Source organism: Rossellomorea sp. FS2 (assembly GCF_047915635.1).
Classification (GTDB): Bacteria; Bacillota; Bacilli; order Bacillales; family Bacillaceae_B; genus Rossellomorea; species Rossellomorea marisflavi_A.
Genome location: NZ_JBLRVS010000004.1, coordinates 893401 through 909748 on the forward strand (window position 1 = coordinate 893401; position 16348 = coordinate 909748).

A 16348-nucleotide genomic window follows, 5' to 3' on the forward strand; every position below is an offset into this window, starting at 1 on the left:
CTCCTTCGCACAGAGTAAAGTGCAGCGAAGGCCTCCCGACTCCTATGGGAATAGCGGGCAGGGTGAGACCCTGCAGGCAACGCCGAAGCGGCTCACCGCACGCCCCATGGAAAGCGGGGGGCCGCAGCGAAACGGAACGATCCCATCTCCACCACATATCCATTGCAAGAGCAGGATAGCGATTTTTCCTGTTTAGAATCAGCACATCCCCTCTCATACGCACAGAGTGCAGTGCAGCGAAGGCCTCCCGACTCCTATGGGAAAAGCGGGCAGGGTGAGACCCTGCAGGCGCAGCCGAAGCAGCTCACCGCACGCCCCATGGAAAGCGGGTGGCCGGAACGGAACAATCTCCTCTCTACCACATACTCATTAAAAAATAGGATGGCAATCCCCCAAAAAAACAGCGCCTGTCAGAAACCTGACAGACGCTGTTGCTATTCATGCTTATTTCGTCAACTCGAGAAACTCCTCCGCATCCTGAATGCAAAGCCGGATCCCCTTCTCCCAGAACGCCTCTTTCGTGATATCCTCGCCAAGATGCTTCATCGCAAGCTCCTCCACATTCATCACCGCCGTATCACGAAGCAGCGCCATATACTTCTCCTCATAATCCCCGCCAGCCTCAAGAGCCTTCGCATAAATGCTCAGCGAGAACAAGTATCCGAACGTATACGGGAAGTTATAGAACGGCACGCCCGTGATGTAGAAATGAAGCTTCGATGCCCAGAAGTGTGGATGGACTTCATCCACTGCACCCGCATACGCTTCCTTCTGCGCTTCCGCCATCAGCTCATTCAGTTTATCGGCTGATACGATCCCTTTCTCACGCTCCTCATAGAATCGCGTCTCGAACAGGAAACGCGCGTGGATGTTCATGAAGAACGCCACACTGCGCTGAAGCTTGTCTTCAATAAGCGCGACCTTCTCTTCCTTCGATCCCGCTTCCTGTACCGCCGCGTCCGCCACGATCATTTCTGCAAATGTGGAGGCCGTTTCAGCCACGTTCATGGCATAATTGCGGTTCAGCGTATGCATGTCCTTCAGGGCATGTGAATGGAACGCATGACCAAGCTCATGGGCAAGGGTCGATACATTGGACATCGTCCCCGAATAGGTCATGAAGATCCGTGACTGCTGACTGAGTGGGAAGGAGGTACAGAAGCCTCCAGGACGTTTCCCGGGACGATCCTCCGCTTCGATCCAAGAATCCTCGAACGCTTTTTCTGTGAACTGGGCCATCTCGGATCCGAAACGCGCAAACTGTTTCTGGATGAATGCCGCTCCTTCATCGTAGGACATGGTGGAGGTCGTTTTTGCCACAGGGGCATCAAGGTCTGACCATGTCAGCTTTTCCTTGCCTAGGATCTTCGCTTTTCGATTAAGGTACTCGACGAATGGAGCCTTATGTTTGGAGATCGCTCCCCACATGGCATCGAGGGTTTCCTGCTTCATCCGGTTGTATTCAAGAGGCTCTTTTAAAATCTCTTCCCAGCCTCGCTTTTTATAGACATTGAGCCTGAATCCGGATAGGTGATTCAGTGTTTTGGCAAACAGCTCTTCTTTTTCTCCCCAGGCTTTTTCAAGCTTCTCGAACACTGCTTTACGCGTGTTGTCGTCAGGGTGGGAAAGAAGATTATTCGCCTGTCCTACGGAATAGCTCTTCCCGTCATGTTCGATGGTCATGGTGCCTACGATTGTGTCATACATCTGGCCCCATCCATGGTAGCCGTCCACTGCAAGTGCCCCGATCAAAGACTCTTCCTCACTTGATAGTTTATCTTTTGCTTTTTGACGCCATTCTTCAAGGACAAAGGCGATTTCCTTCAGTCCTTCATGCTTGAGTAGCTCGGCCCATACCTGTTCGCTGCATTCAGACAGCTGCTGCTGGAATTTCGTGAACACACTTGAAAAGTCCGCGCTGATGGTCGTCACTTCTCCGCGAAGGGCATTGGCCTTCCTGTCGTGCATATCCTGTGCCTCGAGACAGCTGACGAATGCGCCTGCCTGTCTGAGGTTCATCATGACGTCTTTCGCTTCATCGATCAGTTTCCAGACGAGGGCTGCATCTTCTCCAGTTTGAGGCGGATAGAATGCCACCGCATTTTCTTCGAACCGGCGCTTCATCTCTTTCAGTTTTTCCAGATGTGCCCGGAACTCGGCTGATCCGCTCCCCCCTTCGAAAAATACGTCCAGATCCCAAACTTCCGAATATGTATGTGTTGAATGGCTCATTATGTCCTCCTAAAAGTGTTCGTTTTTATCCTTCTCTCTGCCTTTATTCGTGATGACAGGGTAAAATTCCTGCTTTACACGTCCTTAATCCTTTCTTCCCAAACTGTCGTCCGGAGGTTTTTAATATGGCAAAAGTGGAATAGTATAGCATGGAAAACGATTTTCCGGATAAACTACGAAAAAATTGGAGGTCATCATTATGAGAGTCATTCTTAACATCCTTGCGTTTGCATTGGTCATCGTGATGAACACACTGGCAGTCACCCTGCCCCTGAACAATCAATCCACAGGCGAAATCAGTGACCGCCTGGATATCATGCTCACACCTGCTGGCTATGTCTTCTCCATCTGGAGCCTGATCTACTTACTGTTGGGCATCTGGGTCCTGAGACAGATCCCGAAGGCACGGAGGGATCTTCCCCTCTATACACGCACAAGCGGATGGTTCATCCTCAACTGTCTCTTCAACTCTTTATGGATCGTGATGTGGCACTATAACTATTTCGGCATCTCTGTCCTGGTCATGGCGGGAATCCTCCTTACCCTGATTGCCCTGTATAAACGGGTGAAATCGACGGATCCTTCCCTTCTGGATCAGGCACCATTCTCCATCTACCTTGGATGGATTTCAGTAGCCGCGATCGTGAATGTCACGTACTATCTGACCGAGATCGGTTTCGACGGCTTCGGCATCCCTGATACCGTATGGGCTTCCCTTGGATTGGCGGCAGCGACCATCCTCGCGTTCTGGTTCAGGACGAAGGAAAACGACTTCCTATATCCGCTTGTCATCGTCTGGGCATTCATCGGAATCGGAGTGAAGAATATGGATGAGCACTCCGGATATGCTTATGCAGCCTATGCACTCGCCGTCATCATCTTCCTCTTCGATGTCTTTTACAGAAGGAAAAAGGTAACAGCATAGCTCCTGCACCCCCTGCTCATAGTATGTACAGGGGGTGTGTGGAATTGAGCCAAAACCAATCTCGCAAAACGACTGCCGGAACGGATATTGACGAAGTGAAACGCCTTAATGCACAATCTGGCAGGACCTATAATGAAGTGAAGAAGCTTCTCAGTAATATGCTTCATAGCGAGCGCCGTTAAACGCCCTCCATATCGAAAAGCCATCCCGTTCACAGGGATGGCTTTTCATTTTTCTTTTATCTATTTCGTTCTGTTTCTTTATTTTCTGCGATCCGTTCGTTGATTTTATTCATTTCCTTCTTCCGGGTGGTCAAGCTGACGACGATGTCTCCTTCTTCCACCCTTGGAGAGGCTTCATTGCGGAAGAATTCAACCTTGCCTGTCGGCTTCTGGATGAGGAGCAGGATCGTTCCTTCCTCTATATCTTCCATATAGCTCTTGAATGGATATTTCTCCGTGACGGTTGTCTTCCGGAACACATCCCCATGCTCCACCCGTTTGTTGAGTTCTTCCCACGTCGGTCCATCCTGGAAGACGATATTCCCGCCGATGGTATGGACCATTTCCTCCAGGTCTTCTCCCGACTGGTTCCTTAGGTTCAACTGATACAGGTTATTCCTTCCGAACTCAGAGATGAACGAAGTACAGACGAGCGCATTATAGGAATCGAGTTCCGTGGCTGCGATCATATAGTCATATGGGGTCATATCCAGGCGATATTCCGTCTTCTCTGAAAGGATCTCCCCCGAATAGAACGGCAGTCCGGCCTTTCTTGCCGTGTAGAGTCGCTGCCAAGATGAATCAGCGATCAATGTGGGGATCTTCAGTTCACGAAGCGCCTTCGCAAATTCAGTACTGAATGCACTCCCCCCGACCAGTATGACGCCGGGATTCTCATCATTGGCAAGCTTCAGTTTACTCGCCAGCCACTTGATGGAGAAACCGTGGGCACATACCGTGGCAAAGACAAGGGCAAATGTCAGCGAGGTGAGGATGGATGCATCCTTGAACCCCTTGTCCAACAGAACAGAAGCGAAGTAGCTTGACACCGTAAGGGCTACGATTCCGCGCGGTGCGATCCATCCCACCAGTATTTTTTCCCTTTTCGTCAGATCTGTTCCGATGGTTGATAACCATATGGACAACGGTCTTACGATGAATAGCATGAGAAGCACAAATCCAATGATCTGCCAGTCAAAGATCTCAAGCAGGGTATCCACTGTCAGGGAAGCTGTCAGCATGACGAATATGGTCGATGTGAGCAATACAGAGATATTTTCTTTGAAATGTCTCATATCACTGATCGAGGCAATATGCATATTGGCAAGCGTCATCCCCATGGCAGTAACGGCCAGCAGCCCTGTTTCATGCATAATTTGATCAGAAACCGAAAAGCCCGCCAGCACTAAGGCAAAGACGACCGGTGATTTCAAGAATTCCGGTACATGTCCCTTTTCGAATAGAAAACCGGTGAACCGTCCAAGCCCCCACCCAAGGAGAATGGCAAACAGCGATGCAGCAAAGAATGAGACGAGCTTCAGAATGGTAGCATCCTCGCTGATAAGGAAATTAATGATTTCAAATGCAAAAACAGCAAGGAGCGCACCGAATGGATCGACGATGATGCCTTCCCATTTCAGGATCGCCGCAGGTCTCGGCTTAAGTTTTGACTGCCTGAGGAGGGGCAGGATGACCGTAGGACCGGTAACGATGAACAACCCTCCGATGACGAAGGCAACGGCCCATGACAGTCCCGCAACATAGTGGGCACCCAGTGAACCCAAGATCCAGGCGAGGAATGCACCGATGGTTACAATCCTGAAGACCGGTTTACCGAGGCCCCTCACTTCCCTGAAATCCAGATTCAGGCTCCCTTCGAATAGGATGATGGCAACAGCCATGGAAATAAGCGGTTCATACAGTTCCCCGAAGACTTCTTCAGGATTGATCAGTCCGAGAATCGGACCAGCTAGTAAGCCGACGATGGACATGACGACGATGGCGGGAAGCTTGAACCTCCATGCCGCCCATTGGGAAGCGATTCCCAGGAAGCCGACTAACATAAGGTTAAATAAGATCGATTCAATCATACAGTTTCTCCTTTAACGTAATGAAGCCAGCGGGGCCCGCTGACTTTCAATGAGCTATGTTTAGTTTATATTTTTTCCGCGGGTTTTAACCAAACCGTCGCTTCCAACTCTTTACAGATAGTGAAGTAGTGAAGCAGCATGGCGAGGACGGCTCCACCATTCATCCCGACGATGACCCCTTCCATGCCGTAGCGGGAACCCATGAAATAGATGCACGCGAAGGAAAATGCACTCGCCCACACCGTATGAAGCAGGGCATCCTTCACGAGTCCAAGACCGATCATGAATGCTTGAAGCGGCAGCATCAAGAAGTGGAATAAGAAATATGGCCATAAAAGCTTCAGGTAATAGGCCGATGTCACAGAGTGGAAGAATCGCTCTGTAATGGCGTCTCCCCAAGCATAGTACACGAATACGACAGGGATCCCGTATCCGATCGTGAGCCACATCACCTGCTTCAAGTGAGCTAGAATCCCCGGCCAATCGTTTGAAGAAGCCTTCTCTGATATCGTCGGGATGAGGACCGTCATCATGGAAACGGCGATGAAAGAAGGGAAGAATCCGATGGTCAAGGCAATCCCCGCGAGCATGCCGAAATGTTCATTGGCCTCCCCTGCCTCCATCCCTGACATGACGAGTGCCAGTTTGATGAGAAAAGGCTGGATGGCATGGGTCAGAGCATGGAAAATCCGTAAAAATGTCGTCGGGATCGAAACCGACAATACCGCTTTTCTCATCTCCCCCTTCGGCAGACTGCTATGGCTATCTTTCCTTTTACCCCGTATCTCGACTATGTAAGCATGGATTAAATAGACAAATACAATGCACTCGCTGGCGATCATCGTGCCAAGTGCAATAAAGATGGACGTATTGAGCTCAAACTCCAAGAATTGATAGATGGACACAAGGAGTAGAAGCTGGATGCCTTTTCTAAGGAAATTGGCCACAGCGATCTTCCCCATCTTCTGGATCCCCATGAAGTATCCCCGCGTAATGGAGGTGAAGGCTATGATCGGGATGATGAGGATGATCAGCCATCTGATCCCCTGATGGTAGCCACTGAATAAGGGCGTCCATGCATAGACAAGGACCATGATGCCGAGGAGGATGATGGTCGTCAGGAGAGCGAAACGGAACGCATAGCCAAGCATCCCCCTGTGGAGACGTTCTTCCCTCTCTGCAAAAAACTTAGAAAGGGAGATGGGAAGCTCCATGCTGGATAAAATCACAATTAAAAAAACGGTGGGAAGGATGGACATATATGTACCAAGTCCCGCTTCCCCCAGTTCCTGCGCCAATATCATATTGATGATGAATTCCAGAAGCTCGCCTGCGAACGCCGTCACCATCAAGATCAAGATTCCTTTGTAAAACAGATTCATCCACAGTCCCGCCCTTTATCACAAGATGTTCTAGTCTATGACTGGCCATCCCGGAATATGAGGACAGGCAGGACGACAAAAAAAGCAGCCCCCGTCAGGAGACTGCTTTCTTATTGTTATTCCGCTTTGGCTTTTCTCGTTACCTTGCGTTTGATCTTCATGAGGATCTCATACACGATTGGTACGATCACAAGGGTCAGGAGGGTTGAACTTGTCAATCCACCGATGACTGTCACACCGAGACCTTTGGAAATCAATCCGCTTCCTTCAAGGCCTAGAGCGAGCGGGAAGAGTGCCCCGATTGTCGCGATAGCCGTCATGAGAATCGGACGTAGACGGGTTGCACCTGCTTCGAGCAGGGCATCACGCGTAGACATTCCTTCATTCTCTTTGTGAATGACACGATCGACAAGGACAATGGCGTTGGTTACGACGATTCCAATCAGCATCAATGCTCCGATCAGGGAGGAAATACTGATGGTCTCACCAGCGATCAACAGGCCGACAAGGGCACCGATCACTGTGAACGGCAAGGAGAACAGGATGGCAAATGGCGCAAGTCCTCCACCGAATGTGATGACAAGGATCAGATACACGATCGCAATGGCTGCCAGCATCGCAAGGCCGAGCTGTGTAAAGGATTCTTGGATGTCCTGGGTGACCCCACCCATATTCACATCGATTCCAGATGGAATATCCATATCATCAATGTCTTTTTGAAGGTCTTGAGAGGCTTTTGATACATCATCCGACTTCAGCTCACCGCTTACATTGGCGTAAACTTTCCCGTCACGTCTTGAGAGGGTATCGGATGTTTCACCTTCTTCGATCTTCACGACATCGCTGATCTTCACTTCCATACCGAGTGGAGATTGAATCGTTTTATCTTTCAGGTCGTTGATATCTTTATAGCTTTCCTTCGGTGCATCGAGGTAGATATCCACATCTTCCCCGTCTTTCTGGATGGTGGTCAGCACAGGGCGCTGACGGTCCTGACTGAGCTCCATGGCGATTTGGCCCGCTGTGAGCCCAAGCTCGCTCAGTTTCTCCTGATCGGCTACGAAGGAGTACTCTTCGTACGATTCAGCAAGGGAGTTCTTCACTTTTTTGTAGTCGCCTTTGTCTTCCATCTTTTTCTGAAGATCTTTGACGACAGGTTCGATGTCCTTCACGGAATCACCGTACACATAAACGGAGATCTCATTGCTTCCGGCACTTGCAGAGAAGTCCTGTGATGCCCACTCCCCTTTGGAGGTGGTTTCCTGAAGATGCTTGATGACCTTTTCTTTCTCATCAGAGAAATTCTTTGTATCTTCATCGTACGATACGAAGAAAATGGCATCGTTCGTGCTTCCAGGACTCATCGGATTCTCGCTTCCGACAGAGTATTGGATGGTGTCTGCGCCTTTTCGGCTTTGAAGATAGCTTTCTGCTTCATCGGCGATTTTCGCCACATCTTCACGGGTCTGACCCGGCTCCGGTTTGAATGTAGCCATGATCATCTTCTCTTCATCACCAGGAAGGAAGCTCACGCCGATCTTCGGCACGAGGAAGAGGCTTCCTACGAGCATGGCGATGGCAAGGACCGAGGTAATGATTTTATGATTCAGCGTCCAGTTCAGGATTCGCTTGTATCCATTGGCCATACGGCTTGGTTTTTCCACATGTTTTTTCTTTGATGACCCCGGCTTGAACATCGTGTGGGCCAGCATCGGTACGACGGTCACAGCCACGAGGAGTGATGCCAATAGGGCGAATACGATGGTCAAAGCGAACGGAAGGAATAGTTCCCCGATCATTCCCTGGACCAGTCCGAGTGGAAGGAACACGGCAATCGTTACGATCGTTGAAGACATGATCGGCACGAACATTTCCTTCGTTGCTTCCCGGATCAGTTCTTTGCCTTTCAGTTTTTCACCCGGCAGGGCCATACGGCGATAAATATTTTCTACGACAACGATGGAGTCATCGATGACACGGCCGATTGCCACTGTCATGGCTCCGAGCGTCATGATGTTCAATGTGATATCCATTTCCTTCAGGAGAAGAATCGCAATCAACAAGGAAAGCGGGATGGAAATGACGGAAATGATCGTTGACTTGATATCCCGAAGGAACAGCAGGATGATGATGACGGCGAAGATCGCCCCGAACAATGCTTTATTCAACATCGTACTGACGGACTCTTCGATTGGTTCACCCTGGTCAAACGTTGACGTCAGTTCAACACCATCGATATCTTTCTCAAACTTCTTCATCTGATCTTTCACGGCATTGACGACATCCACCGTATTGGCATCAGCTGTTTTTACAACCTGAAGCCCGATGGATTCCTTGCCATTGGTTTTCGAGATTGATTCAGCTTCACCTTTCACCTTGATGTCGGCGATTTCAGACAGCTTCACCGTTGGGATCTTCATCTCTGCTCCCTGCTGAGGAGCTGCAGGCTGCTGCCCTTGCTGTGCTTGAGGCGCTTGAGCCTGCGGAGACTGTCCTTCCGCACCGCCCATCCCCTGCTGCGCACTTCCCGCGTCACCAGAAGGGACAAGCGGGATCTTCACGTTTTCAAGGTCTTTGACGGTCGTGATGTTCCCGTCAACAAGGACGGACTTTTGAGTATCATCGAACGTATAAAGTCCGAGAGGCTGGGAAATGTCTGACCCTTGGATGATGTTCTTCACCGTATCTTCTGTCAGTCCGTATTGGTCAAGTTTATCCTGATCGAATACGATTTGACCTTCTTGCACTTCCTGACCGGAAGCTTGAACGGAAGCAACCCCATCAAGACCTTCAAATTCAGGGATGATGGTGTCTTCCACTGTCTTCGTCAATTCAGACAGGGATTGATTCTCATCCGATACGCTGAGGGCGATGACCGGGAAGGCATTCAGGCTGAGCCTTGATACCTCAGGGTCGTTGACCTCGTCAGGGAAGGAGATATCAGAAACGGCATCTTCCACTTCCCTCTTTGCTTCATCCATGTCTTTGGAATACTTATATTCAATCTGAACGGCCGAAGCATTTTGGTACGAAGTAGAGCTGACGACGCTCACCCCGTTCAGATTCTGGACGCGCTGCTCGATGGGTTCGGATACTTTATCCGCCACATCTTCCGGTGTCGCGCCTGGATAAACCGTCGTGATGGTGACAACAGGCGTATTGATATTCGGCAATGTTTCAAGCTTCATGTTGAAGCCTGAATACAAGCCCGCCACGATGATGATGATCGTCATCAACCAAACGGCGAATTTGTTTTTCAGCACAAAATTGATGATACTATTCACTCAAATACCTTCCTTTCCAAATTAAACTGACCGACTAGTCATAACATCACCTAATATAACTGACCGAACAGTCACTCGTCAATAATTTATGTATTAAAAGGGTTTATTTTTTGTGACCATTCGGTCATAATGTACCTATGAGACCATTGGGGAGAGAACGTGTATGAAAGAAAAAGAAAAATTGATCATCGAAACGTCGATGAAGCTGTTTGCCAACAAAGGATTCAACGCTACCTCTGTTCAGGAGATCGTTGAGGAATGCCATATATCCAAAGGTGCCTTTTACTTATATTTCAAATCGAAGGATGCCCTCCTTTTTGCCATCATGGAGCATTATTTCCAGATGATCTATACAAGCATCAATGAAGTCGAGCACGCTGACCTTCCTCCCTATGATAAATTCCAGAAGCAGCTGGAACGCCAATTGACGGAGGTATCGAGACATAAAGAGTTCATCGTCATGCAGATCAGGGAAAATGCCATCCCCTTCAATGAAAAGATCGAATCTTTGTTGATGGAGATGAAACGGGAGTCCTACCACCTTTATTCACGGAGGCTTTATGAGATCTACGGTCCTCCGATCGAGCCATATATTTGGGATGCCACGATGATGATCCATGGCTTTTTCCATTCTTACCTTGAGACCATCATCCTAGACCAGATCCCTCTTGATTTCGCGTATTTATCCACCTTCGTGTTGAGAAGGATGGATGATATGGTGGAGGGGCTGATCAAGAGTGGAGATGAGCCCGTCATGCGCAAAGAGCGCATGGAGACACTCCTGCACGTGGAGAAAGCACAACTCTGTTCCTTGATCGGTGAAGCATCAAGCAAGACGGAAGACGAGAATACCCGCGTATCTCTTGACGTCATTAAAGAAGAACTCGAGAAAGAAGAACCTAGGAAGGTTGTCATCAAGGGCATGATGGCGAACTTGGAATCCGATCCTTCCCTGCGCCCCCTTCTGAGTGCTCTGAAGGAATATACGGTTTAAATTAATAAAAGAGCCAGGCCCCCAATGGAGGAGCCTGGCTCTTTTTCCTGTATCGTCACAGTTCCTGAATGGCATCTGATTCCCATATTAAAACATTGCGATCCCAATGGCCGCTTGCAGCTGACAGCATCCCCCTTGCCACCTGGATCCCTTCGATGCTCCGGTATTTTTTCAACTTCCCCCTCATGAAGGGCTGAAGGAGCCGCGATGCCGCTTCCCCCATCTTTTCCCCAAAACGGAACTCGGCCCGTTCTCCAAGAAGCAGGGACGGCCTGAAAATGTGAAGGGTTGAATACCCCAATGCCGTGACATCCCTCTCTGTCATCCCTTTTACACGACTATAGAAAAAGCGTGAGTCCACATCGGCTCCCATTGAAGAAATCAACAGGAATTGTTTTGCCCCGTGGGTTTTTCCGAGTTCTGCAAGCTGTAGCGGATATCCATGATCGACTCTCTTGAATGCCTCCTGGGTCTTGGCTTTCTTAATCGTTGTTCCGAGGCAGCAGTAAACATCATCGATTGTCTCACCAGGATCCAATCTCATATCGTCCAATGATTGCACCCGTTCATCCAGCTTTTCATGGACGACCCCGGACTCTCTCCTGACAAATGAGATGACCTTATCGTAACGGGGAGAATCAAGGAGCAGCCTGACCAGCCTGGAACCTACCATCCCCGTTGCCCCGGCAATGAGAGCGACTTTTCCTTCCATGAACGTGCCTCCTTTTTAAAAAGGGTGCCCCGGTCGACCCGGGACACCCCTCATTCCTTATTCACCTAGATCAACGTTATGATAAACCTGTTGAACATCTTCAAGGTCTTCGAGAGCATCGATCATTTTCTCGAACTGCGCCTTTGCATCTTCAGGAAGTTCTACATCGTTCTGCGCAAGCATGGTCAGCTCGGCCACGGAGAATTCCGAAATGCCTGCTGCCTTGAATGCTTCCTGTACGGCATGGAATTGATCGGGATCGGCATACACGATCACCGCATCTTCTTCCGCGATGATGTCGCGGGCATCTACATCCGCTTCCATCAAGATTTCAAGAACGTCATCTTCTGACTTGCCTTCGATCCCGATAACAGCTGTCGCATCAAACATGTAAGCAACCGATCCACTCACACCCATGTTCCCGCCGTTTTTGCCGAAAGCCGCACGCACTTCGGATGCTGTACGGTTCACATTATTGGTCAAGGCATCGACAATGACCATGGAACCGTTAGGGCCGAAGCCTTCATAGCGGAGCTCATCATAATTCTCATCGGAACCGCCCTTTGCTTTCTCAATGGCACGGTCGATGATATGTTTCGGTACGTTGTACGTCTTCGCACGCTCAAGGGTGAACTTCAGTGCCTGATTCAAATCCGGATCCGGCTCTCCTTGTTTGGCCACCACATAGATCTCACGGCCGAATTTAGCATAGATCCTGCTTGTATTGGCATCCTTGGACGCCTTCTTTTCCTTGATATTATTCCATTTACGTCCCATCTATAACACTCACTTTCGTTCAATAAATTCCTATCGTGTCAATCCTCATTCATTATACCCTAAAAAGGTGGGGTTTGGGGAGGAGCACTCTTATGAATCGATCCTTCTTGCCTGAAAATCACTGATGGCATCGTATTCCGGTGCAAGGAGCGCTGGCAGACGCGAGAAGATCGGCATCAGCTCCTGATACACTTTCACCGCCTCGGGTTCAGGTCGGTGGGAATGAACGCTACCCACCATGGAGCGCACTTCTTCCAATGATCCCATCCATCCCTGATCCACCATCCCGAGGACGACAGCACCAAGGCACGAGCTTTCAAAGCTTTCCGGGACGAATACTTCCTGATTGAAGATATCGGCGAGCATCTGCCTCCACAGTTCGGATCGGGCAAAGCCACCGGTTGCCTGCACGCGAACAGGGGTCCCGATCAATTCTTCCAGCGCCTGAAGGACGCTGTACAGATTCATGACGATTCCTTCAAGGACCGCCCTGACCATATGCTCCTTTTTATGGTGCATGGCAAGTCCGAAGAAGGATCCCCGTGCTTTTGCGTTCCAGAGAGGTGCCCTTTCTCCTGCCATATACGGATGGAAGATCAGGCCGTCCGCTCCCGGATTCACTTTGGAGGCAAGGGCCGTCAACACCTCATAAGGCTCCAGGCCAAGTCTGCCGGCAGCGTCCACTTCGGCTGTGGCGAGCTCTTCCTTCACCCAGCGGAAGATCATGCCGCCATTGTTCACCGGTCCTCCGATGATCCAATGCTTATCGGTAAGCGCGTAGCAGAAGATCCGCCCTTTTGGATCCGTGATGGGACGATCGGTGACGGCGCGGATCGCACCACTTGTCCCGATCGTTACGGCGACGACCCCGCTCTCGATGGCGTTCACACCGAGATTTGAAAGGACGCCATCGCTCGCTCCTACGTAAAACGGTGTCTCTGCATCGATCCCGAGGAGTTCGGCGTAATTCCCCTGAAGTCCGGTCAGACTCGTAGTGGTAGAAACCGGTGTAGACAGCTGATTCTTTTTAACCCCTGCGATCTCGAGAGCTTCTTCATCCCAGTCAAGATCTTCAAGATGAAACATCCCCGTGGCAGAAGCGATTGAATAATCGATCACATACTTGTCGAACAAACGGTGGAAGATGAATTCCTTGATGGAAATGAACTTCGCTGCTTTTTCAAAAAGCTCGGGCTCATCATGACGGAGCCAAGCAAGTTTCACAAGGGGGGACATCGGATGGATCGGCGTACCGGTCCTTTGGTAAATCTCCATTCCGTTCATCTCGTGCTTGATCTTTTCCGCCCATTCACTGCTGCGGTTATCCGCCCAGGTAATGGATCGGGTCAGCAGGCCGTTTTCCTCATCTACCAGGATGAGACTGTGCATGGCGGAACTGAACGATACGAACGAGATCTCTTCCTCTGTCCTTCCTGCTACTTCCTTGATGCAGTAGATGACCGCCTGGAAGATCTCTTCGGGATCCTGTTCTGCCACTCCCGGAACCGGAGTGTGAAGGGGATACTCGATTCCATGACGCTCGATCGCCTCGCCTTTTTCATTGTAAAGTACAGCTTTCGTACTGGTGGTTCCAATATCGACACCTATCATATATCGTGACATGACTATTTCCTCCTAAACGAACATAGAGAAGGGATGATCCTTCTTTCATTAAATCGGGGCAGACGTCGCCCTGTCGTTTTAAATACCTCTTTCTAACATAACACCTGAAAGCGCATTTAACCAAACCATACACATGGAAATCTCCTAGTTGAATCCAATTGGAAAAATGATGAAAACATTCAAAAAAATATTTTTATTATGCAAACGATTACAGAATTTATTTTTATTTCCACCAAAAACTAGTATACTAGAAAGAAGGAAAACCCTTACAGGAGTGTGATTCAATGAGCCAAGAGCACCAGCACTGCCTCGCCAGGATCCGTGCACATTATCCTCAATTCAGCACAACCGAAAAAAAGATCGCCGACTTCATCCTGAAGAGACCGGAAGAAACCATCCATTCTTCCATTAACGGACTATCAGATCGGTTAGGTGTCGCCGACTCGACCGTGTTCCGCTTTTGCAAGCGTGTCGGATTCAAAGGATTCCAAGCCATGAAGATCGCCCTTGCATCCGAGATCATGAAGAATTCTTCCCACGAACGGCTCGACGAAGGGGATACCCCGACTTCCATCGCCTCAAAAGTATTCCGCTCCAACTGCAAAACGATCGAAGACACCCTCGTGATACTTGATGAAGGGGATCTGATGAAAGCCGTACAAGCCATGGAAACGGCACGTTCCATCGAGTTCTTCGGTAGCGGCGGATCAGGCATCGTAGCCCTTGACGGCTATCACAAATTCATCCGGACCGGGTTGAAAGTGCATGCGACCCTCGACTCCCACATCCAACTCATGGCAGCATCGCAAATGACCAGTGAAGACTGCGCGATCTTCATCTCCCATTCAGGTAGCACCAAGGATATCCTTCATATCCTCGACATCGTCAAAAGCACCGGAGCCACCACCATCGGGATCACGAACTTTGCCAAATCCCCTTTGAGCCAGCAGGTCGACATCCCCCTCTTTACCGTATCAGAGGATTCCGACTACAGGAACGAAGCACTCTCATCCAGGATCGCCCAGCTCACCCTGATCGACACCCTTTACGCCAACCTCCTGCAGATACGCGAAACCAAGGGCCAGGAATCCATCAGAAAAATGCAGGAAGCCATCAAGAGTAAGAGAGGATGACTGCATATTCCTCTCTTTTTTCAGTATCTAATCTTGCTAATTCTTTAATCGAAAGCAAGCGAGATAGAGTCCGTTCCTTTTCGCTGCAGGCGCTTGATTTCCTGCGGGGAGGGCGTCGAGCCTCCTCGTGCCTGCGGGGTCTCGCCTTCTCTCCTTTTCCGCTGGAGTCAAGCACCTTCCGCTTCAATCCACTCTTTGGTTCTGGTGGTGGGGAATGTTACTACTCTGTTCTCCCCAAACACACACCACTTCTACAGTTAAGGGCCCATGCCTTCTTTAATCAACCCTTTTAGCAGAAACGCATTCACTCACTTGTGGATAAGTAACCATGTGGATAACTTCAGATCGTCCTAACACGACTTATCCACAGCTCTATTACAATAAAATATATAGATTTTGGACGCCTTCACATCTCCTTATTAATCCACACAAAACATGAGAGGGATGACGTCCAGAACCCCATCTTTGCTCAAATGCCCACAAAACAGATGGGGCTGGTGTGCAGAACCCATCACCCTTCCCCACTAAAAGTGCAGTGCAGCGCCCGAACGACTCCTAAGGGAATCGAGTGAAGGGTGAGACCCCGCAGGCACGAGGAGGCTCACCTCACTCCCCTAGGAAAGCGGTCCGCCGCAGCGAAACGGAACGTCCTATCTTTGCACTACCACCCACAAAACAAAAGGGGGAGGATGACGTCCAGCACCCATCACCCCTCCCCACCAATAGTGCAGTGTAGCGAAGGCCGACCGACTCCTAAGGGAATCGAGTGAAAGGTGAGACCCCGCAGGCACGAGGAGGCTCACCTCACTCCCCTAGGAAAGCGGTCCGCCGAAGCGAAACGGAACGTCCCATCTTTGCACTACCACCCACAAAACAGAAGGGGGAGGATGACGTCCAGCACCCATCACCCCATCCCCACCAAAAGTGCAGTGCAGCGAAGGCCGACCGACTCCTAAGGGAATCGAGTGAAAGGTGAGACCCCGCAGGCACGAGGAGGCTCACCTCACTCCCCTAGGAAAGCGGTCCGCCGAAGCGAAACGGAACGTCCCATCTATGCACTACTATCCACAAAACAGAAGGGGGTGATGTTGTCCAGAACCCCATCACCCCTCCCCACCAATAGTGCAGTGTAGCGAAGGCCGACCGACTCCTAAGGGAATCGAGTGAAGGGTGAGACCCCGCAGGCACGAGGAG

General features: G+C 50.0%; 11 protein-coding genes. 4 read left to right on the top strand and 7 right to left on the bottom strand.

Going from position 1 to position 16348, the window contains the following annotated elements; genetic code table 11:
* Positions 1 to 444: 444 nt before the first annotated feature.
* Entirely contained in the window at positions 445 to 2232 is a 1788-nt protein-coding gene (locus ACNA6I_RS15675) for a M3 family oligoendopeptidase (RefSeq protein ID WP_048006765.1), read from the bottom strand.
* 199 nt (positions 2233 to 2431) lie between these two features.
* On the opposite strand from ACNA6I_RS15675, the gene ACNA6I_RS15680 reads away from it, so the two are divergent.
* Together ACNA6I_RS15680 and ACNA6I_RS15685 are read left to right on the top strand one after the other, a co-directional pair.
* Positions 2432 to 3157: a TspO/MBR family protein gene (locus tag ACNA6I_RS15680; RefSeq protein ID WP_316247160.1), complete on the top strand. Its 726-nt coding sequence runs from the start codon at positions 2432 to 2434 to the stop codon at positions 3155 to 3157.
* 44 nt (positions 3158 to 3201) lie between these two features.
* Positions 3202 to 3339: a hypothetical protein gene (locus ACNA6I_RS15685; RefSeq protein WP_187427196.1), complete on the top strand. Its 138-nt coding sequence runs from the start codon at positions 3202 to 3204 to the stop codon at positions 3337 to 3339.
* A gap of 56 nt (positions 3340 to 3395) precedes the next feature.
* Here the strand turns inward: ACNA6I_RS15685 and ACNA6I_RS15690 are convergent, their stop codons facing one another.
* The 3 genes from ACNA6I_RS15690 to ACNA6I_RS15700 all read right to left on the bottom strand — a co-directional run bounded on the left by ACNA6I_RS15690 (position 3396) and on the right by ACNA6I_RS15700 (position 9915).
* Complete coding sequence (locus tag ACNA6I_RS15690; protein WP_187427189.1) at positions 3396 to 5249, bottom strand: cation:proton antiporter; 1854 nt, start codon at positions 5247 to 5249, stop codon at positions 3396 to 3398.
* Between the two features lie 65 nt (positions 5250 to 5314).
* Positions 5315 to 6631, bottom strand: coding sequence for an oligosaccharide flippase family protein (locus ACNA6I_RS15695; protein ID WP_048006764.1), 1317 nt, complete (start codon positions 6629 to 6631; stop codon positions 5315 to 5317).
* A 116-nt stretch (positions 6632 to 6747) separates the two neighbouring features.
* A complete protein-coding gene (locus ACNA6I_RS15700) occupies positions 6748 to 9915 on the bottom strand; it encodes an efflux RND transporter permease subunit (protein ID WP_048006763.1) in 3168 nt (1055 codons plus the stop codon).
* A 163-nt stretch (positions 9916 to 10078) separates the two neighbouring features.
* Between ACNA6I_RS15700 and ACNA6I_RS15705 the strand changes: the two genes are divergently transcribed.
* Complete coding sequence (locus ACNA6I_RS15705) at positions 10079 to 10909, top strand: TetR/AcrR family transcriptional regulator (protein WP_048006762.1); 831 nt, start codon at positions 10079 to 10081, stop codon at positions 10907 to 10909.
* A 55-nt stretch (positions 10910 to 10964) separates the two neighbouring features.
* On the opposite strand, the gene ACNA6I_RS15710 is transcribed toward ACNA6I_RS15705, so the two are convergent.
* The 3 genes from ACNA6I_RS15710 to gntK all read right to left on the bottom strand — a co-directional run bounded on the left by ACNA6I_RS15710 (position 10965) and on the right by gntK (position 14009).
* Positions 10965 to 11621: an oxidoreductase gene (locus ACNA6I_RS15710; RefSeq protein WP_048006761.1), complete on the bottom strand. Its 657-nt coding sequence runs from the start codon at positions 11619 to 11621 to the stop codon at positions 10965 to 10967.
* Positions 11622 to 11678: 57 nt separating this feature from the next.
* Positions 11679 to 12398: a YebC/PmpR family DNA-binding transcriptional regulator gene (locus tag ACNA6I_RS15715; protein ID WP_048006760.1), complete on the bottom strand. Its 720-nt coding sequence runs from the start codon at positions 12396 to 12398 to the stop codon at positions 11679 to 11681.
* A gap of 90 nt (positions 12399 to 12488) precedes the next feature.
* Positions 12489 to 14009 carry a gluconokinase gene (gntK, locus tag ACNA6I_RS15720; RefSeq protein ID WP_048006929.1) on the bottom strand — a complete coding sequence of 507 codons (1521 nt, stop codon included), beginning with the start codon at positions 14007 to 14009 and terminating at the stop codon, positions 12489 to 12491.
* Positions 14010 to 14305: 296 nt separating this feature from the next.
* Between gntK and ACNA6I_RS15725 the strand changes: the two genes are divergently transcribed.
* Complete coding sequence (locus tag ACNA6I_RS15725) at positions 14306 to 15154, top strand: MurR/RpiR family transcriptional regulator (RefSeq protein WP_048006759.1); 849 nt, start codon at positions 14306 to 14308, stop codon at positions 15152 to 15154.
* Positions 15155 to 16348: the final 1194 nt, after the last annotated feature.

What these genes read in the sequence shown, in the direction of transcription:
- ACNA6I_RS15715 (WP_048006760.1), bottom strand. Translation starts at nt 12,398, where the DNA reads ATGGGACGTAAATGGAATAATATCAAGGAAAAGAAGGCGTCCAAGGAT.
- ACNA6I_RS15705 (WP_048006762.1), top strand. Translation starts at nt 10,079, where the DNA reads ATGAAAGAAAAAGAAAAATTGATCATCGAAACGTCGATGAAGCTGTTT.
- ACNA6I_RS15725 (WP_048006759.1), top strand. Translation starts at nt 14,306, where the DNA reads ATGAGCCAAGAGCACCAGCACTGCCTCGCCAGGATCCGTGCACATTAT.
- ACNA6I_RS15675 (WP_048006765.1), bottom strand. Translation starts at nt 2,232, where the DNA reads ATGAGCCATTCAACACATACATATTCGGAAGTTTGGGATCTGGACGTA.
- ACNA6I_RS15680 (WP_316247160.1), top strand. Translation starts at nt 2,432, where the DNA reads ATGAGAGTCATTCTTAACATCCTTGCGTTTGCATTGGTCATCGTGATG.
- ACNA6I_RS15710 (WP_048006761.1), bottom strand. Translation starts at nt 11,621, where the DNA reads ATGGAAGGAAAAGTCGCTCTCATTGCCGGGGCAACGGGGATGGTAGGT.
- ACNA6I_RS15695 (WP_048006764.1), bottom strand. Translation starts at nt 6,631, where the DNA reads ATGAATCTGTTTTACAAAGGAATCTTGATCTTGATGGTGACGGCGTTC.
- gntK (WP_048006929.1), bottom strand. Translation starts at nt 14,009, where the DNA reads ATGATAGGTGTCGATATTGGAACCACCAGTACGAAAGCTGTACTTTAC.
- ACNA6I_RS15690 (WP_187427189.1), bottom strand. Translation starts at nt 5,249, where the DNA reads ATGATTGAATCGATCTTATTTAACCTTATGTTAGTCGGCTTCCTGGGA.